Genomic DNA, 23,882 nt, shown 5'->3' with positions numbered 1-23,882 from the left:
TGCCACGTTCGACAATGCTGAACACTATCGGTCGTTGTCGACCTCCCGCTAATGCATGGACCGTCCGTGTTGCGGCCGCCATCCCTGTCAAGGATCAGATCGGGCCAAGCCCGTCCGGCACGTCCGTCTCGTGGACTCCTTCACAAAGGGACCTTGGTCCCGGCTACCCTGGCCGGGTGCGCCCTCCACCGAGAAGGCGCAAAGCCGACAGCCGTCGCACTCCAGGGAGCTCTTTCATGGCCTCGTCGCCAACCCCGTCGTCGCAGTCCACGCCCGTTTCGTCCGAGAGCAGGACCCGAGTCGACGCCCTCCGCGAGGCCCTTGCCACCCGTGTGGTGGTGGCCGACGGCGCGATGGGCACGATGCTCCAGGCGCAGGACCCCACCCTCGACGACTTCCAGCAGCTCGAAGGCTGCAACGAAGTCCTCAACATCACCCGCCCCGACATCGTGCGCTCGGTGCACGAGGAGTACTTCGCCGTCGGCGTGGACTGCGTGGAGACGAACACCTTCGGCGCGAACTTCGCGGCCCTGAAGGAGTACGACATCCCCGAGCGGAACTTCGAGCTCTCCGAGGCCGGCGCGCGCATCGCCCGCGAGGTGGCCGACGAGTTCACCCGGGACACCGGCCGGCAGCGCTGGGTCCTCGGCTCGATGGGCCCCGGCACCAAGCTGCCGACCCTCGGCCACGCCCCCTACGCCACCCTGCGCGACGCCTACCAGGTGAACGCCGAGGGCATGATCGCCGGCGGCGCCGACGCGCTCCTGGTGGAGACCACCCAGGACCTGCTGCAGACCAAGGCCGCCATCCTCGGCGCCCGCCGCGCCCTGGACGCCACCGGCACGAACCTCCCGCTGATCTGCTCGGTCACCGTCGAGACGACCGGCACCATGCTGCTCGGCTCGGAGATCGGCGCGGCCCTGACCGCCCTGGAGCCGCTGGGCATCGACATGATCGGCCTGAACTGCGCCACGGGCCCGGCCGAGATGAGCGAGCACCTGCGCTACCTCGCCCGCCACTCCCGCGTCCCGATCTCCTGCATGCCCAACGCCGGCCTGCCGGTCCTGGGCAAGGACGGCGCCCACTACCCGCTGACGGCCCCCGAGCTGGCCGACGCACAGGAGACCTTCGTACGGGACTACGGCCTCTCCCTGGTCGGCGGCTGCTGCGGTACGACTCCGGAGCACCTGCGCCAGGTCGTCGAGCGGGTGCGGGGCGTCGAGACCACGGTCCGCGAGCCGCGCCCCGAGCCCGGCGCTGCCTCGCTGTACCAGACGGTGCCGTTCCGCCAGGACACCTCGTACATGGCGATCGGCGAGCGCACCAACGCCAACGGGTCCAAGAAGTTCCGTGAGGCGATGCTGGAGGCCCGCTGGGACGACTGCGTGGAGATGGCCCGCGACCAGATCCGCGAGGGCGCGCACATGCTCGACCTGTGCGTCGACTACGTGGGCCGTGACGGCGTCGCCGACATGGCGGAGCTGGCGGGCCGCTTCGCGACCGCCTCCACGCTGCCGATCGTCCTTGACTCCACCGAACTGCCCGTGCTCCAGGCGGGGTTGGAGAAGTTGGGCGGGCGTGCGGTCATCAACTCCGTCAACTACGAGGACGGCGACGGCCCCGAGTCGCGGTTCGCGAAGGTCACGGCGCTGGCGCGGGAGCACGGCGCGGCACTGATCGCGCTGACCATCGACGAGGAGGGCCAGGCCCGTACCGTCGAGCACAAGGTCGCCATCGCCGAGCGCCTCATCGAGGATCTGACGTCGAACTGGGGGATCCACGAGTCGGACATCCTCATCGACACGCTGACCTTCACGATCTGCACCGGTCAGGAGGAGTCCCGGGGCGACGGCATCGCCACGATCGAGGCCATCAGGGAGCTCAAGCGCCGTCACCCCGACGTCCAGACGACCCTGGGCCTGTCGAACATCTCCTTCGGCCTGAACCCGGCCGCCCGCGTGGTCCTGAACTCGGTCTTCCTGGACGAGTGCGTCAAGGCCGGCCTGGACTCGGCGATCGTGCACGCCTCGAAGATCCTGCCGATCGCGCGCCTGGAGGAGGAGCAGGTCAAGGTCGCCCACGACCTGATCTACGACCGTCGCGAAGAGGGCTACGACCCGCTGCAGCGACTGATGGAGCTGTTCGAGGGCGTCTCGACGAAGTCGATGAAGGCGGGCAAGGCCGAGGAGCTCCTCGCACTGCCGCTGGACGAGCGGCTGCAGCGCCGCATCATCGACGGGGAGAAGAACGGCCTGGAGGCCGACCTGGACGAGGCACTTCAGGACACTCCGGCGCTGGACATCGTCAACAACACCCTCCTCGAGGGCATGAAGGTGGTCGGTGAGCTGTTCGGCTCCGGCCAGATGCAGCTGCCGTTCGTGCTGCAGTCCGCCGAGGTGATGAAGACCGCGGTGGCCCATCTGGAGCCGCACATGGAGAAGTCGGACTCCGAGGGCAAGGGCACCATCGTGCTGGCCACGGTCCGCGGCGACGTCCACGACATCGGCAAGAACCTCGTCGACATCATCCTGTCGAACAACGGCTACAACGTCGTCAACCTCGGCATCAAGCAGCCGGTCGCGGCGATCCTGGACGCCGCCGAGGAGCACCGCGCCGATGTGATCGGCATGTCGGGGCTGCTGGTGAAGTCCACGGTGATCATGAAGGAGAACCTGGAGGAGCTCAACCAGCGCAAGATGGCCGCCGACTTCCCCGTCATCCTGGGCGGCGCCGCCCTGACCCGTGCCTACGTCGAGCAGGACCTGCACGAGATCTACGAGGGCGAAGTCCGCTACGCCCGGGACGCGTTCGAGGGCCTGCGCCTGATGGACGCGCTGATCGCGGTCAAGCGGGGCGTGCCGGGAGCCACGCTGCCCGAGCTGAAGCAGCGCCGCGTGCCCTCCAAGGCGTCCGCCGCGGTGCTGGAGGTGGCGGAGGAGGAAGGGCCCGCGCGCTCCGACGTCTCCGTCGACAATCCCGTCCCCACCCCGCCGTTCTGGGGCACCCGCGTGGTCAAGGGCATCCAGCTGAAGGAGTACGCGTCCTGGCTGGACGAGGGCGCCCTGTTCAAGGGGCAGTGGGGCCTCAAGCAGGCCCGTACCGGCGACGGCCCCTCGTACGAGGAGCTGGTGGAGAGCGAGGGACGGCCCCGCCTGCGCGGCTGGCTGGACGAGCTGCACACCAAGAACATGTTGGAGGCCGCCGTCGTGCACGGCTACTTCCCGTGCGTGTCCAAGGGCGACGACCTGATCATCCTCAACGACGACGGTTCGGAGCGCACCCGCTTCTCCTTCCCGCGGCAGCGCCGTGGCCGCCGCCTGTGCCTGGCGGACTTCTTCCGCCCCCAGGAGTCCGGCGAGACCGACGTGGTGGGCCTCCAGGTCGTCACCGTCGGCTCGAAGATCGGGGAGGTCACCGCGGAGCTGTTCGCCGCCGACTCCTACCGCGACTACCTCGAACTGCACGGCCTGTCCGTCCAGTTGGCCGAGGCGCTCGCCGAGTACTGGCACGCCCGGGTGCGCGCCGAGCTCGGCTTCGCGGGCGAGGACCCCTCCGACGTGGAGGACATGTTCGCCCTGAAGTACCGCGGCGCCCGCTTCTCGCTCGGCTACGGCGCCTGCCCCGACTTGGAGGACCGCGCCAAGATCGCCGACCTGCTCCAGCCGGAGCGGATCGGCGTGCAGCTCTCCGAGGAGTTCCAGCTCCACCCGGAGCAGTCCACCGACGCGATCGTCATCCACCACCCCGAGGCGAAATATTTCAACGCGCGCTGATCCGGCGCAGTCGTACACTGGTCGGTCCAGTGCAGGCCGGTTGCCTCCCCGTCACGAGGGGGCGACCGGCCTTCTCGTCCCTCATGGAAGGTGTGGTCGCATGACCAGTACGGTTCCCGCGCTCGGCACCCGAACGGCCGAAGGCTCGGCACTGCAGGGTGTGCTGCTCGACATGGACGGAACCCTCGTGGACAGCGAGGGCTTCTGGTGGGACGCCGAGGTCGCGGTCTTCGCCTCCCTCGGGCACGCCCTCGACGAGGCCTGGCGCGATGTCGTCGTCGGTGGACCCATGACGCGCAGCGCCGGTTTCCTCATCGAGGCCACCGGAGCCGACATCACCGTCGACGAGCTCACCGTGCTGCTCAATGACGGCTTCGAGGACCGCATCAGCCGCTCCCTGCCGCTGATGCCGGGCGCCGCCCGCCTGCTCGCCGAACTCACCGCGCACGACGTCCCGATGGCCCTGGTGTCCGCGTCGCACCGCCGCATCATCGACCGCGTCCTCGGCTCGATCGGCGCCCACCACTTCGAACTCACCGTCGCCGGCGACGAGGTGGCCCGCACCAAGCCCCACCCCGACCCCTACCTCCTCGCGGCCCGCGGGCTCGGCGTGGATCCCGCCAGGTGCGCCGTCATCGAGGACACCGCGACCGGTGTCGCCGCGGCGGAGGCCGCGGGGTGCCGCGTGGTGGCCGTGCCGTCCGTCGCGCCCATCCCGCCCGCCGCAGGCCGCACCGTCGTCCCCTCCCTGGAGAACGTCAACCTTCCTTTCCTGCAAGGCCTGATGACTCTCTGACAGCTCTGACAGCTCTGCCGGCTCTGAGAGCTCCGGCGGTAGTTCCGACTCAAGCCTGTTCGGGGGTGTGACCTTTCCCACTCGACCGGGGGTCGACAGTGGGGTGCACGTGTGCAGTGCGCCCTCCTGGGGCTCCGGGTGACGTGACGTTGTGTCCCGATTGGGGGGAGCGTGCACGAAACCTTCCGGTGTCGGGTTATCAGTGTGTCCACGCCCGGTTTCGCAGCGTGATTGATGCCCGGTTCATGCCCCCTCCGAAGCTCAACAGGTGCGGACTAATCTCGTCGCGAGAACACCGCCCCACCCCCCGTGCCCCATCAACCCTCACCCCGCGTTGCGGGATTCACGGGATCAAGAGCTCTGGAGAACGTCGAGCATGAACCGCAAGACTTTGGTGCTGCCGGCAGTCATTGGTCTGCTGGCCCCCGCGCTCGCCGCGTGCGGTGGTTCGGACGGCGGTGACGGCGACAAGCCGGTCGCGGTCGGCACCACGGACGCGTTCGCCATCTCCAAGGAGGTGCCGGCGCCCTTCGACCCGGCGTACGCGTACGACGCCGGGTCATGGAACCTGCTGCGCCAGACCGTGCAGACGCTGATGGCCATGCCCCGCGGCGGCGGCGACCCGCAGCCCGAGGCCGCCGAGAAGTGCGGCTTCACCGACACGGGCAACGAGCGCTACGCCTGCACGCTGCGCAAGGGGCTGACGTTCTCCGACGGCAAGCCGCTGACGGCCGCCGACGTGAAGTTCTCCATCGAGCGCGTGCGCGACATGAAGATGAAGTATCCCAGCGGCTCCGACGGCCTGGTGTCGAACGTCGACGAGATCGAGGTGCAGGGCGACCGGAACGTCGTCTTCCACCTCAAGACCCCCGACGCGACCTTCCCGTTCAAGCTGGCGACGCCCACCGCGGGCATCATCAGCAAGGAGCACTACGGCAAGAACAAGCTGCGGGACGGCTTCGACGTGGACGGTTCCGGGCCGTACACGGCGAAGCAGGAGGTCAAGGACGACCGTCTGGTCAAGACGGTGTTCACCAAGAACCCCAAGTACAAGGGCGCCTTCAAGGTGCAGAGCGACAAGGTGGAGCTGCGCAACTTCGCGGACACCGGCGCCATGGGCAAGGCGCTCGAGGACGGCGACATCGACCTGATGACGCGCACCATGTCGCCCGAGCAGGTCAGGGAGCTCGACGGCGGTTCGAGCAAGAAGATCGACCTGGTCGAGATGCAAGGCCTGGAGATCCGCTACCTCGCCTTCAACACCGACGCCCCCACGGCCAAGAACAAGGCCGTGCGCCAGGCCGTGGCACAGGTCGTCGACCGCGGCGCGCTCGCCTCCCAGGTGTACGGCTCGACGGCCGAACCGCTGTTCTCCCTGGTGCCCTCCACCATCACCGGGCACGCCAACTCGTTCTTCAACAAGTACGGCAACCCCAGCACCGCCAAGGCGCGTTCGCTGCTGAACAAGGCGAACATCTCCACGCCGGTGAAGATGACCCTGCACTACACGACCGACCACTACGGCCCGGGCACCAAGAAGGAGTTCGAGCTGCTGCAGAAGCAGCTGAACGCGTCCGGCCTGTTCGACGTGTCGATCAAGGGCGTGCCGTGGAGCACCTTCCGTGCCGCCGAGCGCAACGGCAAGTACGCGGCGTACGGCATGGGTTGGTTCCCCGACTTCCCCGACGCCGACAACTTCCTCGCGCCGTTCCTCGACAAGGACAACTTCCTCGGCTCGCCGTACAAGAACGACACGATCAACGACCAGCTGATCCCGACGTCCCGTCGTGAGGCCGACCGGCTCGCCGCCTCGAAGCCCATCCGCAGGATCCAGGACCTCATCGCCGAGGACGTCCCGATCCTCCCGCTGTGGCAGGGCAAGCAGTACATCGCGGCGCGCGACGACATCACGGGTGTCGAGTGGGCCCTGAACTCCTCGTCGAACCTGCAGCTGTGGGAGCTCGGCCGCGGCGTGAGCGGCTGACCTCCGCGGCCGGACGCACTTCCCCGTTCCACCGAACGACCACAACAACTGAGGCACGTACGTGAAATGTCGTAACCAGTGGCTGGCCCTTCCCCTCACGGGAGGGCTGGCCGCCGCCCTGCTGACCGGCTGCGGCACGGAGCAGGGCGGTGCGGGGGACACGGGCGACGCGGTCGTGATGGGGATGTCCGACGACGTCCTCGCCACCGACCCGGCGGCCGGCTACGACCCCGGGTCCTGGCTCCTGTTCAACAACGTCTTCCAGTCGCTCCTGAGCTTCCCCAAGGGCGCCACCGAGCCCGAGCCGGAGGCGGCCGAGGAGTGCGGCTTCACCGACACCGAGGCGAGAGTCTTCAAGTGCGAGCTGCGTGACGGGCTGAAGTTCAGCAACGGCAACGAGCTGACCTCGAAGGACGTGAAGTTCTCCTTCGACCGCATGCGGCGGATCAACGACGCGGCCGGCCCGGCGATCATGTTCCCGATGCTCGACCGGGTGCAGGCGCCGGACGCCAAGACGGTCGTCTTCAAGCTGAAGTACTCCGACGCGACCTTCCCCAGCAAGATCGCCTCGGGCGCGGGCTCGATCGTGGACCACCGCGAGTACGACATGAACGGACTGCGCGAGGACGGCAAGGCGGTCGGCTCGGGACCCTACGAGCTGGACTCGTTCACCAAGGAGCAGGCGGTCTTCTCCGTCAACTCCGCCTACCGGGGCACCGCCAAGGCCAAGAACGACGGCGTGGCCATCAAGTTCTTCCACGGCGACCAGAAGGGCCTCAAGAAGGCGCTCCTGGACGGGAACATCGATCTGGCCTACCGAGGACTCGCCGCCGCGGACATCGCGGACATCGAGCGGGACACCTCGAAGGCGGGCCGGGACGTCGACATCGTCGAGGGCACGAGCGCCGAGGTGCAGCACCTGGTCTTCAACATGAAGGACCCGGTGGCCGGCAAGCTCGGCGTGCGCAAGGCCATCGCGTACCTCCTGGACCGGGACGCCCTGGTCAAGGAGGTCTACCAGGACACGGCCACGCCGCTGTACTCGATCGTCCCCGCGGGCATCGGCGGCCACAACACCGCGTTCTTCGACACCTACGGCGCCCGCCCGCAGCGCGCGAAGGCCGCGGCGGCCCTGCGCGGCGACGGCATCGAGGGCAAGGCCAAGCTCACGCTCTGGTCCACGCCCACGCGCTACGGCCCCGCCACCGACCAGGCCCTGAGGACCGTCGCCAAGCAGCTGAACGCGTCCGGCCTCTTCGACGCCGACGTGAAGTCCGTCGAGATCGAGCAGTACGAGAAGGACATCGCGGCCGGCAAGTACGGCGTCTACGTCAAGGGCTGGGTGCCGGACTATCCGGACCCGGACAACTTCACGCAGCCGTTCTTCGGCAAGGGCAACGTCCTCGGCAACCACTTCGAGAACAGCGACATCACCGGGAAGATCATCCCCCGCACCGCGACCGAGAGCGACCGCGCCAAGACCGACAAGCAGTACGGCGAGCTGCAGGACATCGTGGCCGACGAGCTGCCCGTCCTGCCGGTGTGGCAGGCCAAGCAGTACGCGGTCGTCCGCGACAGCGTCTACGGCCTGGAGTCCTGCCTCGACGCCTCGACGGTCTTCCGCTTCTGGGAGATCAGCAAGGGCTGACGCCCGGCCCGGCAGACGACACGACGAAGGTGGCCGCCCCCGCACGGGGACGGCCACCTTCGTCAGGAGACCTCGGGAAGGTCAGGAGACCTCGGGAAGGGCGGCGGCTACTGGGCCCCGGGGCGCACCAGACCGCTCTCGTACGCGTACACCGCGGCCTGCACCCGGTCGCGCAGCCCCAGCTTCGTCAGCACATGGCCGACGTGGGTCTTCACGGTCGTCTCGCTCACGAAGAGGTCCGCCGCGATCTCGGCGTTCGACAGCCCGCGCGCGACCAGTTTCAGGACCTCGACCTCGCGCTCGGTCAGGGTGTGCAGGGTGTCCGGCACCGGCTCGTCGCCCGACGGCAGGTGCGCGGAGTACTTGTCGAGGAGCCTGCGGGTGATGCTCGGCGCGAGCATCGCCTCGCCCGCCGCGACCACCCGGATCGCCTGCACCAGCTCGTTGGCCGGGGCGTCCTTGAGGAGGAAGCCGCTGGCACCGGCGCGCAGCGCCTCCACCACGTACTCGTCGAGGTCGAAGGTGGTCAGCACCAGCACCTTCGCCGGACCGTCCCGGCCGGGCCCGGTGATCTGCCGGGTCGCCTCGACACCGTCCATCCGCGGCATGCGGATGTCCATCAGGACCACATCGGGCTGCAGGGCCCGCACCTGGTCGAGAGCCTGCAGGCCGTCTCCGGCCTCGCCGACGACCGCGATGTCCTGCTCGGCCTCCAGAATCATCCGGAAGCCGGTGCGCAACAGCGGCTGGTCGTCGACCAGTAGGACGCGGATGGCCACGTGTCTCTCCTTAGCTAGACCGGGCCCATTCTGCCCTGCTCGCCCCCCGCGGACTCGGGCGCCCTCACAGGAAGCGGATACGGCGGGGGAGTCCCCCCGAACTCGGGACATACCGCTTGGTGATCGCACCAACCGCACAATTTGGTCGGCCTCGGCCGCCACTCCCCGGTCTCCGTGGCCAGCTCGATCGCCTCCCACAGCGCGAGCAGCTTGCGCTCGACCCGCTCCAGGTCCGCCACGACCGGGTCGTACGTGATGACGTCGCCGCTGCCCAGATAGACGAGCTGGAGGCGGCGCGGCACGACGCCCTTCAGGCGCCACACCACCAAGGCGTAGAACTTCATCTGGAACAGCGCGCCCTCCGCGTACTCCGGACGCGGGGCCTTGCCCGTCTTGTAGTCGACGATGCGGACCTCGCCCGAAGGGGCCACGTCCACCCGGTCGATGATGCCGCGCAGCTTCAGGCCCGACTCCAGCTCCGCCTGCACGAACAGCTCGCGCTCGGCCGGCTCCAGACGCGTCGGGTCCTCCAGCGTGAACCAGCGCTCCACCAGCTTCTCCGCGTCGGACAGCCAGCGCGTCATGCGCTCGCCCTCCGGGTCGTCCGCGAACAGCTCCGTCAGCTCGGGCTTCGACTCGCGCAGCCGGTCCCACTGGCCCGGGATGAGCGACTTGGCGCGCGGCGCCGTGCGCTCGCCCGCCGGCGCGTCGAAGAGCCGCTCGAGGACCGCGTGCACCAGGGTGCCCCGGGTGGCCGCCTCGCTCGGCTTCTCGGGCAGTTTGTCGATCACCCGGAACCGGTACAGCAGCGGACACTGCATGAAGTCGCCCGCGCGCGAGGGCGACAGGGACGCCGGGCGCACGGCCGCCGCGGCACCGTCGGAGCTGGTTTCCATGAGGACAGACCCTACGACCCGACACCGACAACAGCCGCATACCATCGACGACAGACCCTCTCGCCCTGCATGATCGTGCGGGTAACCACGCCATATTGGGGCGAGGGACGCTTCGAACGAGGGGACATCGTGGACGAACGCGGCGGGAGCGGCAGGCCGCAGTCCGACGGCGCCGAGAGCGTGCGACCGGACGACGCGGAAGGCTCCCAGGAGCCCACGCGCCCGGTCGGCACGGCCCAGGAGCCGACGCGCCCGGCGGAGGCGGTCGACGAGCCGGCGCGGCAGACCGGCACGGCCGACGGGCCCGCGCCGGTGCGGCACGGCGACACCGGTGACCGCGCAGACCACGACCAGCGCGGCGCCACGGACACGCCCCCGGCCGCGCCCCGGAGACCGGAGACTCCCGCGTCCGACACGGCGCCGGACCCCGAGCCCGGACCGCGCGCCTCCCTCACCAAGACGCCGCCGCAGGCCACGACGCCACCGCAGGACCGGCCCACCCCGGCCGCGCCCCGGCCCACCGAGTCCGAGCGCCCCCGCGCCGCGCACGGAGGGCCCACCGGCAAGGGCGGCCCGACGCCGCCCACCACCCGCAAGGGGCCCGGCGGCGGACTGCTCATGGGCAGGCCGTTCGGCGTGCCCGTCTACGTCGCGCCCAGCTGGTTCCTCGTCGCCGCCCTCATCACCTGGGTCTTCGGCGATCAGCTCGACCGCGTTCTGCCCGAGCTCGGCGGCGCCCGCTACCTCGTCTCGCTCTTCTTCGCGGTCGCCTTCTACGCCTCCGTACTCGTCCATGAGCTCGCCCACACGGTCGCGGCCCTGCGCTTCAAGCTGCCGGTGCGCCGCATCCAGCTGCAGTTCTTCGGCGGCGTCTCCGAGATCGAGAAGGAGTCCGAGACCCCGGGCCGCGAGTTCGTCCTCGCCTTCGTCGGCCCGCTCCTCTCGCTCGTCCTCGCCGGCGTGTTCTACGCGGGGATGCAGGCCGTCGAGCCGGGCACCGTGCCCGGCGTCCTGCTCGCGGGGCTGATGATCTCCAACCTCATCGTCGCCGCCTTCAACCTTCTGCCCGGCCTGCCGCTGGACGGCGGCCGCATGCTGCGCGCCGTCGTCTGGAAGATCACCGGCAAGCCCATGAGCGGCACCGTCGCCGCCGCCTGGGTGGGCCGCGCCCTGGCCATCTCCGTCCTGGTCGGGCTGCCCCTGCTCAACCAGTCGGGAGCCCTCGGCGGCGACGCCCAGGACATCGGCGGCATGGACACCGTCACCGACGCCCTGCTCGCCGCGATCCTCGCCGCGATCATCTGGACCGGTGCGGGGAACAGCCTGCGCATGGCTCGCCTGCGCGAACACCTGCCCGAACTCCGCGCCCGGACCCTGACCCGCCGCGCCGTTCCGGTGGAGGGCGACACCCCGCTCTCCGAGGCGCTCCGCAGGGCCAACGACGCCGGGGCCCGTGCCCTGGTCGTGGTCGACGCCGACGGCGACCCGATGGCCGTCGTCCGCGAGGCGGCCATCGTCTCCGTGCCCCAGCACCGCCGACCCTGGGTCGGCGTCGGCGGCCTCGCCCAGGACATCACCGAGGGCATGCGGATCTCCGCCGAGCTCGCCGGGGAGGAACTGCTCGACACGCTCCGGGCCACCCCCGCCACGGAGTACCTGGTCGTCGAGGAGTCCGGCGAGATCTACGGGGTGCTGTCCGCCGCCGACGTGGAGCGCGCCTTCGTCAAGGCGATGGCCCGCCCCTCCTAGGGCCCCCTCCTGGGAACGCCCTCCTGGGGATCACCCTCCTGGGAACGCCCTCCCAGGACCCGTACCGGGCCGCCGACCGGCCCGCCGCCGCCGTGGTCGGCGGGCCGCGCGGGGGCCGGTAGGCTGGTCACATGTCCGAACCGACCGGTGCCGCCCGCCGTCGCGGGCCCTTCAAGGTCGGGGACCAGGTCCAGCTCACCGATCCCAAGGGACGCCACTACACGTTCACGCTCGAGGCCGGGAAGAATTTCCACACCCACAAGGGTTCCTTCCCCCACGACGAGCTGATCGGCGCTCCCGAGGGCAGTGTTGTCCGTACCACGGGAAACGTCGCCTACCTGGCGCTGCGACCCCTGCTCCCCGACTACGTCCTGTCCATGCCCCGCGGTGCCGCCGTGGTCTACCCCAAGGACGCGGGGCAGATCCTGGCCTTCGCCGACATCTTCCCCGGCGCACGCGTCGTCGAGGCGGGCGTGGGCTCGGGCTCGCTCAGCAGCTTCCTCCTGCGCGCCATCGGCGACCAGGGCATGCTGCACTCCTACGAGCGCCGCGAGGACTTCGCCGAGATCGCCCAGCAGAACGTGGAGCGCTACTTCGGCGGCCCGCATCCCGCCTGGCAGCTCACCGTCGGCGACCTCCAGGACAACCTCAGCGACACCGAGGTCGACCGGGTCATCCTGGACATGCTCGCCCCCTGGGAGTGCCTTGAGGGCGTCTCCAAGGCGCTCGTCCCCGGCGGCATCCTGTGCTGCTACGTCGCGACCACCACCCAGCTCGCGAGGACCGTCGAGTCCATCCGCGAGATCGGCGGCTTCAACGAGCCGACCGCCTGGGAGTCGATGATCCGCAACTGGCACATCGAGGGTCTCGCCGTCCGCCCGGACCACCGCATGATCGGGCACACCGGCTTCCTCCTCACCGCCCGCCGTCTCGCGGACGGCGTGGAGCCGCCCATGCGCCGCCGCCGCCCCGCCAAGGGCGCGTACGGCGAGGACTACTCGGGCCCGAATGCCGACGGCGGCAGCCCGCGCTGACCCGCGCGGCCGCCCTCGGCCAATGAGCAGGCGCCGCCGCCGAGTTCCCTGACCGACCAGGGAACTCGGCGGCGGCGCCGTTTCGTTGACCAGGCACCAGCCGCGTACCGGAAGTACCGCGAGAACCATCGGACCCCGGTGTTCCACCTCACTGTGACGTATGGCACGATGCTGGCCACCTCCCCACCGGCACGCCCTTGCAGGAGACGCTTCCTAGTGCAGCACCCCGTCGTCCCGGAACTGGCACACACCACCACCCGCCCGATCCACTGGCTGGCCACCGCGGCCGCGCTGGCCGCCGTCGTCGCGGCCTCCGCCGTCCTGCAGCCCGACGCCGCCACCGCCGCCCAGAAGGGCGCCGGGCCGCGGTCACACGCCGTTTCGGGCGCACCTGCCCCGGCCCCCGCGCCCGACCCCGGGTCCGTCGACTCCCCGATCGCCTGCGGCCCGGTGAAGTCCGTGGTCAAGAAGAAGGCCACCGGCGACCTGGACGGCGACGGCAGGCCGGAGACCGTGGCCGTCGTGCACTGCGAGGCCGGCTCGGGCACCCCGCCCGACGGGATCTACGTGATCACCAGGTCCGGCTCCGGCACGCCGCGCGTGGTCGCCACGCTCGTCGACCCGAAGGACCGGCAGAACGTGACCGACTTCGCCGTACGGAGCGGTGTGATCACCGCCACCCTGCTCGGCTACTCCTCGCCCGAGGTGCCCCGCTGCTGCCCCGACCAGGAGGACAAGGCCAAGTGGCAGTGGAAGGACGGCGCCTTCGAGCGGGCCACGCCCGCCGGGGAACGCAGCGTCTGACGGGTCAGCGGCGTCACGCCGCGTCGGGGCCGTAGACCTCGACCCTGTCCGAAACCCGTCGCACGTGGATGCAGTCGCCGGGGCACTCCTTGGCCGAGTCCACGACGTCGGTGAGGAGCGGCAGCGGCACGGGCGTTGTGGCCCCGGGGGCCTGCAGCAGCTCGTCGTCGCCGCTCTTCACATAGGCCAGACCATCGATGTCCAGCTCGAAGACCTCAGGCGCGTACTGCGCACAGATGCCGTCCCCGGTGCAGAGGTCCTGGTCGATCCAGACCTCCAGGTCGTGGCCCTCACTACCGGTCTCGGCCTCGTGCCGCACGGTCATCTCTCCTGCCTGTGGCTGCGCCGGACGCCCCGGCTCTGCAGCAAGTCGGGCCAGCCCTGACGGGTGTTGAACGCTTCGACGATACAACCGCCCGCTTTCCGATGTTGTTGGGTGGGTATTCACCTGGCGTGAGGGAGAGCGCAAGGGTGAAGATCGGACACACCCCCATCGTCTTTGTGATCTAGGGGTTTCAATCGACACCCACCCAGGTAGGGTCTGGAAGCGTCCAGCTCCCCTTGGAGGAGGTGAGGACCGTGGCAGCCCACGACGACGACATCAACCGCGGCATCCGGCCCGGGCGAGGGTCTGAAGACCCCGCCGGTCAGGTTGCCTATCTCGAGCAGGAAATCGCCGTCCTGCGACGCAAGCTCGCCGACTCTCCGCGTCATACGAGGATTCTCGAAGAGCGGATCGTCGAGCTGCAGACCAACCTGGCCGGCGTGTCCGCGCAGAACGAGCGGCTCGCCAACACGCTCCGTGAGGCCCGCGACCAGATCGTGGCCCTCAAGGAGGAAGTCGACCGGCTCGCACAGCCACCGGCCGGCTTCGGTGTCTTCCTCGTGGCGAACGAGGACGGCACGGCGGACATCTTCACCGGGGGCCGCAAGCTCCGGGTGAACGTCAGCCCGAGCGTGGAGCTCGAAGAGCTCAGGCGCGGCCAGGAAGTGATGCTCAACGAAGCGCTCAACGTGGTCGAGGCCATGGAGTACGAGAGCGTCGGCGACATCGTCACCCTCAAGGAGATCCTCGAGGACGGCGATCGAGCCCTGGTGGTCGGACACACCGACGAAGAAAGAGTGGTGCGGCTCGCCGAACCCCTCCTCGACGTCACCATCCGCCCCGGCGACGCCCTCCTGCTCGAACCGCGCTCCGGGTACGTCTACGAGGTCGTGCCCAAGAGCGAGGTCGAAGAGCTCGTCCTCGAAGAAGTCCCCGACATCAGCTACGAGAAGATCGGCGGCCTCGGCGGTCAGATCGAGATGATCAGGGACGCGGTCGAGCTTCCGTACCTCTACCCCGACCTGTTCAAGGAGCACGAACTGCGGCCGCCCAAGGGCGTGCTGCTGTACGGGCCCCCCGGCTGCGGCAAGACGCTGATCGCGAAGGCCGTCGCCAACTCGCTCGCCAAGAAGGTCGCCGAGGTGACCGGCCAGCCCGCGGGGAAGAGCTACTTCCTCAACATCAAGGGCCCCGAGCTCCTCAACAAGTACGTCGGCGAGACCGAGCGCCACATCCGCCTGGTCTTCCAGCGTGCCCGTGAGAAGGCGAGCGAGGGCACACCCGTCATCGTCTTCTTCGACGAGATGGAGTCCCTCTTCCGCACCCGCGGATCCGGTGTCAGCTCGGACGTGGAGAACACCATCGTCCCGCAGCTGCTCGCCGAGATCGACGGTGTGGAGGGCCTGGAGAACGTCATCGTGATCGGCGCCTCCAACCGCGAGGACATGATCGACCCCGCGATCCTGCGCCCCGGACGACTCGACGTGAAGATCAAGATCGAGCGCCCGGACGCCCAGGCGGCCAAGGACATCTTCGCCAAGTACCTCACCGACCGGCTGCCGCTGCACGCGGACGACCTGGCCGAACACAGTGCCGACCGGCGCACCACCGTGGACGGCATGATCCAGTCCGTCGTCGAGCAGATGTACGCCGAATCCGAGGAGAACCGCTTCCTCGAGGTGACGTACGCCAACGGGGACAAGGAAGTCCTGTACTTCAAGGACTTCAACTCCGGCGCCATGATCGAGAACATCGTGGGCCGCGCCAAGAAGATGGCCATCAAGGCCTTCCTCGAGGCGGACCAGAAGGGCATCAGGGTCGCTCACCTCCTCCAGGCTTGCATCGACGAGTTCAAGGAGAACGAGGACCTGCCCAACACCACCAACCCGGACGACTGGGCCAGGATCTCCGGAAAGAAGGGCGAGCGGATCGTGTACATCCGCACCCTTGTCACCGGAAAGCAGGGCGCGGACACCGGACGCTCCATCGACACGGTGGCGAACACCGGTCAGTACCTGTAATACCCAGGGCGGCTGCGGGTGTCCTTCACGGGTACCCGCGGCCGTCTGTTTTTCAATGACCGCAATGATCTCCCCACCAGCGCAAAGGCGTTCTAGGCTCTTCGGTACCGCCGAGTCGCGCAGTGCGGGGACGGGCACCGCACACGCACCGGAGAACCAGCGGTACTTGAGCGCCGTTCCCGAACGGGAGCGCCGCCGGGCAAGGAGGGCCGCATGACCGTACGGCGAGTAATGGGCATCGAGACGGAGTACGGCATCTCCGTCCCCGGCCACCCGAACGCCAATGCCATGCTCACCTCGTCCCAGATCGTCAACGCCTATGCCGCGGCGATGCACCGGGCGCGACGCGCCCGCTGGGACTTCGAGGAGGAGAACCCGCTGCGGGACGCGCGGGGTTTCGACCTCGCCCGGGAGGTCGCCGATTCCAGCCAGCTGACCGACGAGGACATCGGCCTCGCCAACGTCATCCTGACCAACGGCGCACGGCTGTACGTCGACCACGCACACCCCGAGTACAGCTCGCCGGAGATCACCAACCCGATGGACGCCGTCCTGTGGGACAAGGCCGGCGAACGCATCATGGCCGAAGCGGCCGAGCGCGCCGCCCAGCTCCCCGGCGCCCAGCCGATCCACCTCTACAAGAACAACACCGACAACAAGGGCGCCTCGTACGGCACGCACGAGAACTACCTGATGAAGCGGGAGACCCCCTTCTCGGACATCGTGCGCCACCTGACGCCGTTCTTCGTCTCCCGTCAGGTCGTCACCGGGGCGGGGCGCGTCGGCATCGGCCAGGACGGCCACGAGCACGGCTTCCAGCTCAGCCAGCGGGCGGACTACTTCGAGGTCGAGGTCGGCCTGGAGACCACGCTGAAGCGGCCCATCATCAACACGCGCGACGAGCCGCACTCCGACGCCGAGAAGTACCGCAGGCTGCACGTCATCATCGGCGACGCCAACCTGTCGGAGATCTCGACGTACCTGAAGCTCGGCACCACCTCGCTCGTCCTCGCGATGATCGAGGACGGCTTCATCGCGGTGGACCTCGCGGTGGACCAGCCGGTGCGCACGCTGCACCAGGTCTCGCACGACCCGTCGCTCAAGCACCTCGTCACGCTCCGCAGTGGCCGCTCGCTGACGGCGGTACAGCTCCAGATGGAGTACTTCGAGCTGGCCCGCAAGTATGTCGAGGAGCGGTACGGCGCGGACGCGGACGCCCAGACCAAGGACGTCCTGGCCCGCTGGGAGGATGTCCTCGGCCGCCTGGAGAGCGATCCGATGAGCCTCTCCGGAGAGCTCGACTGGGTCGCCAAGCGGGAGCTCATGGAGGGCTACCGCCGCCGTGACAGCCTCGACTGGGACGCGGCGCGGCTCCACCTGGTGGACCTCCAGTACGCGGACGTACGGGCCGAGAAGGGCCTGTACAACCGTCTGGTGGCCCGGGGCAAGATGAAGCGGCTCCTCGACGAGGCGGACGTCGAGCGCGCCACCGCCAAGCCGCCCGAGGACACCCGCGCGTACTTCCGCGGCCGCTGCCTCGAGCAGTACGCGGACGACGTGGCGGCGGCGTCCTGGGACTCTGTCATCTTCGATCTCCCGGGCCGTGACTCTCTGCAACGGGTCCCCACGCTGGAGCCCCTGCGCGGCACGAGGAACCACGTCAAGGAACTTCTGGACCGCTGCCGCACGGCAGAGGATCTGGTTCGGGTGCTCTCCGGCGGCTGAAAGGTCATCGCCGGGGGAATCACAGAGGTGGGTCCCGCACGTTGAACGAACTGCGGGGCCGATGTCGGACCCGAAGCGTAGGGTCTGATCAAGAACGTCTAACCGAGCGAGCGGGGTGAGGTAGATGGCGACCAAGGACACCGGCGGCGGGCAGCAGAAGGCGACGCGTCCCACCGAGGAGACCGAGGAGCAGACGCAGGACGCGCAGGGCTCCGAGGACCTCAAGGAACGCCAGGAGAAGCTGAGCGACGACGTCGACTCCGTCCTGGACGAGATCGACGACGTACTTGAGGAGAACGCAGAGGACTTTGTGCGCTCCTTCGTTCAGAAGGGTGGAGAGTGACTTCACCCTCACATCGAAGGTGACTCTCCGGTGGGCGGGAGCTCGCCAGTAGCGGCTCCGTGCGCGGCGCCCGCAGGGCATGAGTTCTGCGGGCGGGCCAGCCGAAGCGGCAGTACGGCATGACCGAGGTCGAACGCGAGGGACTGCTCACATCTCAAGTGGGCGCCCGCTGTATCTGCTTGGACGCCCCAGCCGTGCATGTTGATCATTGTCACGACACGGGTAAGGTCCGAGGCGTACTGTGCTTCAGCTGTAACGCGGCGCTGGGGCAATTCGAGGATCGGCCGGACTCCACCAGGCGAGCGGCCGCATACGTGGAAGGAAACGCGTGGAAGCCAACACTCGTAGCACCGGGCGTCTACCGGCTGCCTTCCTGACGCCCGGTTCGTCGTCCTTCATGGACTTCCTGTCCGAGCATCAGCCCGAGATCCTGCCCGGCAATCGCCAACTGCCGCCCACGCAGGGTGTGATCGAGGCGCCGCACGGCACGACCATCGTGGCCGTGACGTTCCCGGGCGGTGTCGTCCTCGCCGGTGACCGGCGGGCGACGATGGGCAACGTGATCGCACAGCGCGACATCGAGAAGGTCTTCCCGGCCGACGAGTACTCGGCCGTGGGCATCGCGGGCACCGCCGGCCTGGCCGTGGAGATGGTCAAGCTCTTCCAGCTGGAGCTGGAGCACTTCGAGAAGGTGGAGGGCGCCACGCTCTCCCTGGAGGGCAAGGCGAACCGCCTGTCCACAATGATCCGGGGCAACCTCGGCATGGCCATGCAGGGCCTCGCCGTGGTGCCGCTCTTCGCGGGGTACGACGTGGACCGCGAGAAGGGGCGCATCTTCTCGTACGACGTCACGGGCGGTCGCTCGGAGGAGCACGGCTACGCGGCGACCGGTTCGGGTTCGGTCTTCGCGCGCGGTGCGATGAAGAAGCTCTACCACTCCGGTCTGACGGAGGAGCAGGCGACGACGCTGGTCATCCAGGCGCTGTACGACGCCGCCGACGACGACTCGGCGACCGGCGGCCCGGACGTGGCCCGTCGGATCTACCCCATCGTCACCGTGATCTCCGACGAGGGATTCCGCAGGCTGACGGAGGACGAGTCCTCCGCCATCGCGCGCGCGATCCTGGAGAAGCGTCTGGAGCAGCCGGACGGCCCGCGGGCCGCGCTGCTCTGAGCGCCCCGAATTCGCCACTGACTGAAGTTTTTGACAGAAAGGGACGGATCCGGTGTCGACGCCGTTCTATGTCTCCCCTCAGCAGGCCATGGCCGACCGGGCGGAATACGCCCGGAAGGGCATCGCCCGCGGCCGCAGCCTTGTCGTGATGCAGTATGCCGACGGCATCGTGTTCGTCGGCGAGAACCCGTCCCGTGCGCTGCACAAGTTCAGCGAGATCTATGACCGGATCGGCTTTGCCGCCGCCGGCAAATACAACGAGTACGAGAATCTGCGCATCGGCGGCGTTCGCTACGCCGACCTTCGCGGATACACCTACGACCGCGACGACGTGACGGCCCGTGGGCTCGCCAACGTCTACGCCCAGACCCTCGGCACGATCTTCTCCAGCAATGCCGAGAAGCCGTACGAGGTCGAACTGGTCGTCGCCGAGGTCGGCACCACGCCGGACGGCGATCAGATCTACCGGCTGCCGCACGACGGATCGATCGTGGACGAACACGGTTCGGTCGCGGTCGGTGGCAACGCCGAACAGATCAGCACCTATCTCGATCAGCGCCACCAGGACGGCATGACGCTGGCCGAGGCTCTCAAGCTCGCGGTCCAGTCGCTCTCCCGCGACACGAACGGCAGCGAGCGGGAGATCCCCGCGGAGCGCCTCGAAGTGGCCGTCCTCGACCGGACGCGGCCGCAGCAGCGCAAGTTCAAGCGGATCGTGGGGCGCCAGCTCTCGCGGCTGCTCGACGAGGGCGGCGCGACGGACGCGGCCTCGGACACGGAGGCGGACGCCGCCACGGACACGGACGGCGGGGCCACGCCCACCTCCGGCGGCGACGTCGAGTAGCGCAGCCCACTCAGTACGGGAGCGCCCCGTGTTCCGGCCCTCGGGCCGGGGCCGGGGCGCTCCCGCGTGTCGGGGGTCAGCGGGCCGGGCCCGTGGAGCCGCGTACCACCAGGTGGACGGGGAGCGGGGCGGCGTCCGGGGCGCGGCCCTCCAGGACGGCGACCAGGGATTCCATGCCGCGCTCCCCGAACCGCTCGGCGGGCAGCCGGACCGTCGTCAGCTCCGGCTCGACGGCGGTGGCCAGGGTCAGGTCGTCGAATCCGGTCACCGACACGTCCTCGGGGACGCGCAGGCCGAGGCGCCGCGCCGCCTTGCACACTCCGGCGGAGAGGAAGTCGTCGTCGCAGACGACCGCGGTGGGCCGGGGGCCCGGGGCCGACAGGGCGGCCTCGGCGACGACGCGGGCGCCCTCGACGTTCAGGGGTGCGGCCACCCGGCGCACGGCGGTGTCCGTGCCGCGCAGGGCCCGGCCGAGGGCCTCGGCGCGCACGTCGAAGGTCCAGGAGTCGACGTCCGCCGCCAGGTGCAGGAAGTCGCGGTGGCCGAGGGCCAGCAGATGCTCCGTCACCTGGCGCATGCCGTCGGCGAGGTCGAGGTTGACGGTGGCGGCGCCCAGGCTGCCCGCCGGGTCGCTGTCGAGCATTACCAGGGGCAGGTCGTCGCCGCGGATGGAGGCCAGTGCGTCCGAGGCCATGGAGGAGGCGAGGACGCCGTCCAGGGAGGCCCGGGCGGAGGCGAAGGGGTCGCGGGCGGGTCCGATGCCGTCGGGGGAGGGGTAGAGCACGACGCCGAAGCCGTGCCGGGCGGCGATGCGGGCGACGCCGGTGTAGACGTGTGCGAAGAACTCGTTGGTGAGCTCGGGGACGACGAGGAGCGCCGTCCTGGTCCTGCCGAGGCGCAGGTTGCGGGCCGCGAGGTTGGGTCGGTAGCCGAGCTCGCGGGCGGCGGAGCGCACTCGTTCGGCGGTGGGCTCGGCGACCCGGCCGCGCCACTTGTCGCCGAGGACCAGGGAGACGGTGGCCTGGGAGACCCCGGCCGCGCGGGCGACGTCGCGGCTCGTGGGGCGGGCGCCCCCGGCTTCCTGCAGCGGGCCGGCCACGGACACCTCCTGGATCGTGTCCGCGGGGGGCGCGGTGGTGAGCCCCGGGGACGGTGGACAGTGGACAGCGCTCATGGTACGTATGACGCTCGAAGTTATACGTAAAACCCCGGGCGACGGCGCCGGGGGAAGGGGCGGGACGCCATGGCAGCCGGATACGCGGAGATCCTCCGGACGAGATACGCGATGCGGCTGCTGGCCGGGACGCTGGTGGGCAGGCTGCCGAACGCGACCGCCGCCATCGCCGTCGTGCTGTTCGTCCGCGCCGAGGGCGGCACGTACAGCCTGGCCGGCGCGTTCGCCGCGGTGTACGGCGTCGCCAACGCGATCGGCCAGCCGCTCCTGGGGCGCCTCGTCGACCTGCACGGCCAGCCGCGCGTACAGCTGCCCGCAGCCCTCTTCTCCGCCCTCGGCATGGCCGTCTTCGCCTTCACGGGACCGGACTCGCTCGCCCTCGCCTACGTCGCGATCGGCGCCGCAGGACTCCTCACACCGCCCCTGGAGGGCGGCCTGCGCGCCCTGTGGCCGAGCGTCCTCGGCAAGGAGGAGCAGGTCCATACGGCGTACGCCATGGACGCCATCGCCCAGGAAGTGATGTTCACCGTCGGGCCGTTGCTCGTCACGGGCTGCGTCGCCCTCTGGTCGGAGCAGGCCGCCCTGCTCGTCGTGAACGCCGTCGGGGTGCTGGGGGCGCTCTCCGTAGTGATGTCCCAGCCCTCGCGCGCCTGGCGCTCGGCGCCCCGGGAGGCGCACTGGCTCGGGGCCCTGCGCTCGCCGGGGCTCCTCGCGCTCCTCGGCGCGTTCCTCTTCGTCGGCGTGGCGCTCGGCTCCATCACCGTCGCCGGCGTGTCCTACGCCGACGAGCACGGCGGCGACGCGGTCTACGGCTGGATGATGGCGGCGCTCGGACTCGGCGCCCTCGTCGGCGGTTCCGTGTACGGGGCGCGGCCCTGGAGCGGCGCGCCGGAGCGGCGGCTGACCGTGCTCGTGGCTCTGCTCGCCCTGTGCTACGCCCCGTTGATGCTGACCCCCGGCGCGGTCGCCATGACGGCCCTCGCGGCCCTGGCGGGCGTCTTCCTCGCCCCGGCGCTCGCGTGCGCGTTCATCATCGTCGACCGGCACGCCCCGCGCGGGACGGTCACCGAGGCGTTCTCCTGGCTCGTGACCACGTTCACGGTCGGCGCCTCGCTGGGCACGGCCGCCGCGGGGCCCGTCGTCGAGTGGGGCGGGACCGTGTGGGGCTTCGCCGTCCCCGGACTCGCCGGTGCGGGCGCCCTCCTAGTTTTGCTGGCCACAGGCCGGGTACTGGTAGCGGCCGAGGAAACCGGGGTTGTTGCGGGTTCATCGGAAAATGATCGAAACGGTGCCGTCGAACCCGGTTTCAGTGCAGGGCATCAGGCGTAATGTTCAGTCATGGACCGCCGCATTTTCGGGCTGGAGAACGAGTACGGCGTCACATGCACGTTCAGGGGACAGCGCCGCCTGTCTCCTGACGAGGTGGCGCGCTACCTCTTCCGCCGTGTTGTGTCATGGGGCCGCAGCAGCAACGTCTTTCTGCGGAACGGCGCCCGTCTGTATCTCGACGTGGGCTCACATCCGGAATACGCAACACCCGAATGTGACAACGTGACCGAGCTGGTCACCCACGACAAAGCAGGCGAGCGCATTCTGGAAGGCCTGCTCGTCGACGCCGAACGCCGCCTGCACGAGGAGGGAATCGCGGGCGACGTCTATCTCTTCAAGAACAACACCGATTCGGCGGGAAACTCCTACGGCTGCCACGAGAACTATCTGGTGGCCCGGCACGGGGAGTTCTCCCGGCTCGCGGACATCCTCATCCCGTTCCTGGTGACCCGGCAGCTGCTGTGCGGCGCGGGCAAGGTGCTGCAGACTCCGCGCGGCGCCGTGTACTGCGTGAGCCAGCGTGCCGAGCACATCTGGGAGGGCGTGTCGTCCGCGACCACTCGTTCCCGACCGATCATCAACACCCGCGACGAACCGCACGCGGACGCCGAGCGCTACCGCAGGCTCCACGTCATCGTCGGGGACTCGAACATGTCCGAGACGACCATGCTCCTCAAGGTCGGCGCCACCGACCTCGTGCTGCGCATGATCGAAGCGGGCACCGTCATGCGGGACCTCACCCTGGAGAACCCGATCCGGGCCATCCGCGAGGTCAGCCACGACATCACGGGCCGCCGCAAGGTGCGCCTGGCCAGCGGCCGTGAGGCCTCCGCCCTCGAAGTGCAGCGCGAGTACTACGAGAAGGCCGTGGACTTCGTCGACCGCCGGGGCATCCGCACCGGCACCGTCGAGCAGGTCCTGGAGCTGTGGGGCCGCACGCTGGACGCGATCGAGGCCGAGGACCTCGACCGCATCGGCACCGAGATCGACTGGGTCATGAAGTACAAGCTCATCGAGCGGTACCGCGCGAAGAACAACATGACCATGTCCCACCCGCGTGTCGCGCAGATAGACCTCGCTTACCACGACATCCACCGTCGTCGAGGGCTGTACTACCTCCTGGAGAAGAAGGGGCAAGCCGCCCGTATCTGCAACGACTTGAAGATCTTCGAGGGCAAGTCGGTGCCGCCGCAGACCACCCGCGCGCGCTTGCGGGGCGACTTCATCCGACGCGCCCAGGAGCAGCGCCGCGACTTCACGGTCGACTGGGTGCACCTCAAGCTCAACGACCAGGCACAGCGCACGGTGTTGTGCAAGGACCCCTTCCGGTCCGTGGACGACCGCGTGGAGAAGCTCATCGCCGGGATGTGAGCCGGTGGGAGCCCTGTGATGTGAGTGGCGTTGTGGGAACGCAACGCGGGCGCCGTACGTTCCTCGTACGGCGCCCTTCTCACGCCGTAGAGTTGCGCGCACGCCAACCCACA

18 protein-coding genes and 1 pseudogene are annotated in these 23,882 nt (G+C 69.4%); 15 read left to right on the top strand and 4 right to left on the bottom strand.

What is annotated here, in order from left to right:
• The first annotated feature begins 236 nt into the window (after positions 1–236).
• The 4 genes from metH to ACZ592_RS22110 all read left to right on the top strand — a co-directional run bounded on the left by metH (position 237) and on the right by ACZ592_RS22110 (position 8,201).
• Positions 237–3,773: a methionine synthase gene (gene metH, locus ACZ592_RS22125; RefSeq protein WP_471583292.1), complete on the top strand. Its 3,537-nt coding sequence runs from the start codon at positions 237–239 to the stop codon at positions 3,771–3,773.
• 100 nt (positions 3,774–3,873) lie between these two features.
• Positions 3,874–4,569, top strand: coding sequence for an HAD family hydrolase (locus ACZ592_RS22120; protein WP_471583291.1), 696 nt, complete (start codon positions 3,874–3,876; stop codon positions 4,567–4,569).
• Between the two features lie 376 nt (positions 4,570–4,945).
• Positions 4,946–6,553 (top strand): ABC transporter substrate-binding protein, encoded by a 1,608-nt coding sequence (locus tag ACZ592_RS22115; RefSeq protein ID WP_471583290.1) that lies wholly within the window; start codon positions 4,946–4,948, stop codon positions 6,551–6,553.
• A gap of 61 nt (positions 6,554–6,614) precedes the next feature.
• The gene (locus tag ACZ592_RS22110; RefSeq protein WP_471583289.1) at positions 6,615–8,201 is read left to right on the top strand and encodes an ABC transporter substrate-binding protein; all 1,587 of its coding nucleotides are present in this window, start codon (positions 6,615–6,617) and stop codon (positions 8,199–8,201) included.
• Between the two features lie 107 nt (positions 8,202–8,308).
• Here ACZ592_RS22110 and ACZ592_RS22105 read toward each other — a convergent pair whose 3' ends face one another.
• Both ACZ592_RS22105 and ACZ592_RS22100 read right to left on the bottom strand, forming a co-directional pair.
• Positions 8,309–8,980, bottom strand: a complete 672-nt coding sequence (locus ACZ592_RS22105) for a response regulator (protein WP_098241447.1) — start codon at positions 8,978–8,980, stop codon at positions 8,309–8,311.
• A 14-nt stretch (positions 8,981–8,994) separates the two neighbouring features.
• Positions 8,995–9,876, bottom strand: a complete 882-nt coding sequence (locus tag ACZ592_RS22100; RefSeq protein ID WP_471583288.1) for a RecB family exonuclease — start codon at positions 9,874–9,876, stop codon at positions 8,995–8,997.
• A gap of 129 nt (positions 9,877–10,005) precedes the next feature.
• Here ACZ592_RS22100 and ACZ592_RS22095 point away from each other — a divergent pair, with 129 nt between their 5' ends.
• From ACZ592_RS22095 to ACZ592_RS22085, 3 genes are all read left to right on the top strand, one after another.
• A complete protein-coding gene (locus tag ACZ592_RS22095) occupies positions 10,006–11,625 on the top strand; it encodes a site-2 protease family protein (RefSeq protein WP_471583287.1) in 1,620 nt (539 codons plus the stop codon).
• A gap of 131 nt (positions 11,626–11,756) precedes the next feature.
• Positions 11,757–12,659 carry a tRNA (adenine-N1)-methyltransferase gene (locus ACZ592_RS22090; RefSeq protein WP_471583286.1) on the top strand — a complete coding sequence of 301 codons (903 nt, stop codon included), beginning with the start codon at positions 11,757–11,759 and terminating at the stop codon, positions 12,657–12,659.
• 216 nt (positions 12,660–12,875) lie between these two features.
• The gene (locus tag ACZ592_RS22085; RefSeq protein ID WP_471583285.1) at positions 12,876–13,463 is read left to right on the top strand and encodes a hypothetical protein; all 588 of its coding nucleotides are present in this window, start codon (positions 12,876–12,878) and stop codon (positions 13,461–13,463) included.
• A gap of 13 nt (positions 13,464–13,476) precedes the next feature.
• On the opposite strand, the gene ACZ592_RS22080 is transcribed toward ACZ592_RS22085, so the two are convergent.
• Positions 13,477–13,788 (bottom strand): ferredoxin, encoded by a 312-nt coding sequence (locus tag ACZ592_RS22080; protein ID WP_355810294.1) that lies wholly within the window; start codon positions 13,786–13,788, stop codon positions 13,477–13,479.
• 254 nt (positions 13,789–14,042) lie between these two features.
• Between ACZ592_RS22080 and arc the strand changes: the two genes are divergently transcribed.
• The 6 genes and pseudogenes from arc (at position 14,043) to prcA (ending at position 19,895) form a co-directional block, all read left to right on the top strand.
• A complete protein-coding gene (arc, locus tag ACZ592_RS22075) occupies positions 14,043–15,809 on the top strand; it encodes a proteasome ATPase (RefSeq protein ID WP_471583284.1) in 1,767 nt (588 codons plus the stop codon).
• Between the two features lie 213 nt (positions 15,810–16,022).
• Positions 16,023–17,534, top strand: coding sequence for a depupylase/deamidase Dop (dop, locus tag ACZ592_RS22070; RefSeq protein WP_471583283.1), 1,512 nt, complete (start codon positions 16,023–16,025; stop codon positions 17,532–17,534).
• A gap of 124 nt (positions 17,535–17,658) precedes the next feature.
• The gene (locus tag ACZ592_RS22065) at positions 17,659–17,877 is read left to right on the top strand and encodes a ubiquitin-like protein Pup (protein ID WP_055567240.1); all 219 of its coding nucleotides are present in this window, start codon (positions 17,659–17,661) and stop codon (positions 17,875–17,877) included.
• A gap of 89 nt (positions 17,878–17,966) precedes the next feature.
• Positions 17,967–18,254: pseudogene (locus ACZ592_RS22060) on the top strand (endonuclease VII domain-containing protein); the annotation flags it as partial.
• Positions 18,206–19,051 carry a proteasome subunit beta gene (gene prcB, locus ACZ592_RS22055; RefSeq protein ID WP_471583282.1) on the top strand — a complete coding sequence of 282 codons (846 nt, stop codon included), beginning with the start codon at positions 18,206–18,208 and terminating at the stop codon, positions 19,049–19,051. The pseudogene ACZ592_RS22060 and the gene prcB, both read left to right, overlap by 49 nt.
• Before the next feature lie 52 nt (positions 19,052–19,103).
• On the top strand, positions 19,104–19,895 hold the full coding sequence (gene prcA / locus ACZ592_RS22050; RefSeq protein WP_471583281.1) for a proteasome subunit alpha: 792 nt from the start codon (positions 19,104–19,106) through the stop codon (positions 19,893–19,895).
• A gap of 76 nt (positions 19,896–19,971) precedes the next feature.
• On the opposite strand, the gene ACZ592_RS22045 is transcribed toward prcA, so the two are convergent.
• Positions 19,972–21,069: a LacI family DNA-binding transcriptional regulator gene (locus tag ACZ592_RS22045; RefSeq protein WP_471583280.1), complete on the bottom strand. Its 1,098-nt coding sequence runs from the start codon at positions 21,067–21,069 to the stop codon at positions 19,972–19,974.
• Positions 21,070–21,138: 69 nt separating this feature from the next.
• On the opposite strand from ACZ592_RS22045, the gene ACZ592_RS22040 reads away from it, so the two are divergent.
• Together ACZ592_RS22040 and pafA are read left to right on the top strand one after the other, a co-directional pair.
• A complete protein-coding gene (locus tag ACZ592_RS22040; protein ID WP_471583279.1) occupies positions 21,139–22,398 on the top strand; it encodes an MFS transporter in 1,260 nt (419 codons plus the stop codon).
• Between the two features lie 9 nt (positions 22,399–22,407).
• Entirely contained in the window at positions 22,408–23,769 is a 1,362-nt protein-coding gene (pafA, locus tag ACZ592_RS22035; RefSeq protein ID WP_150165878.1) for a Pup--protein ligase, read from the top strand.
• Positions 23,770–23,882 lie beyond the last annotated feature (113 nt).

The organism is Streptomyces sp. NPDC040622 (assembly GCF_055593965.1).
This window is presented reverse-complemented; position numbering and strand designations above follow the sequence as displayed.

Excerpts from the sequence above, each read along its gene's own strand:
- metH (WP_471583292.1), top strand. The coding sequence starts at position 237 with ATGGCCTCGTCGCCAACCCCGTCGTCGCAGTCCACGCCCGTTTCGTCC.
- ACZ592_RS22120 (WP_471583291.1), top strand. The coding sequence starts at position 3,874 with ATGACCAGTACGGTTCCCGCGCTCGGCACCCGAACGGCCGAAGGCTCG.
- ACZ592_RS22115 (WP_471583290.1), top strand. The coding sequence starts at position 4,946 with ATGAACCGCAAGACTTTGGTGCTGCCGGCAGTCATTGGTCTGCTGGCC.
- ACZ592_RS22100 (WP_471583288.1), bottom strand. The coding sequence starts at position 9,876 with ATGGAAACCAGCTCCGACGGTGCCGCGGCGGCCGTGCGCCCGGCGTCC.
- ACZ592_RS22090 (WP_471583286.1), top strand. The coding sequence starts at position 11,757 with ATGTCCGAACCGACCGGTGCCGCCCGCCGTCGCGGGCCCTTCAAGGTC.
- ACZ592_RS22080 (WP_355810294.1), bottom strand. The coding sequence starts at position 13,788 with ATGACCGTGCGGCACGAGGCCGAGACCGGTAGTGAGGGCCACGACCTG.
- dop (WP_471583283.1), top strand. The coding sequence starts at position 16,023 with ATGACCGTACGGCGAGTAATGGGCATCGAGACGGAGTACGGCATCTCC.
- ACZ592_RS22065 (WP_055567240.1), top strand. The coding sequence starts at position 17,659 with ATGGCGACCAAGGACACCGGCGGCGGGCAGCAGAAGGCGACGCGTCCC.
- ACZ592_RS22045 (WP_471583280.1), bottom strand. The coding sequence starts at position 21,069 with ATGAGCGCTGTCCACTGTCCACCGTCCCCGGGGCTCACCACCGCGCCC.
- ACZ592_RS22040 (WP_471583279.1), top strand. The coding sequence starts at position 21,139 with ATGGCAGCCGGATACGCGGAGATCCTCCGGACGAGATACGCGATGCGG.
- pafA (WP_150165878.1), top strand. The coding sequence starts at position 22,408 with ATGGACCGCCGCATTTTCGGGCTGGAGAACGAGTACGGCGTCACATGC.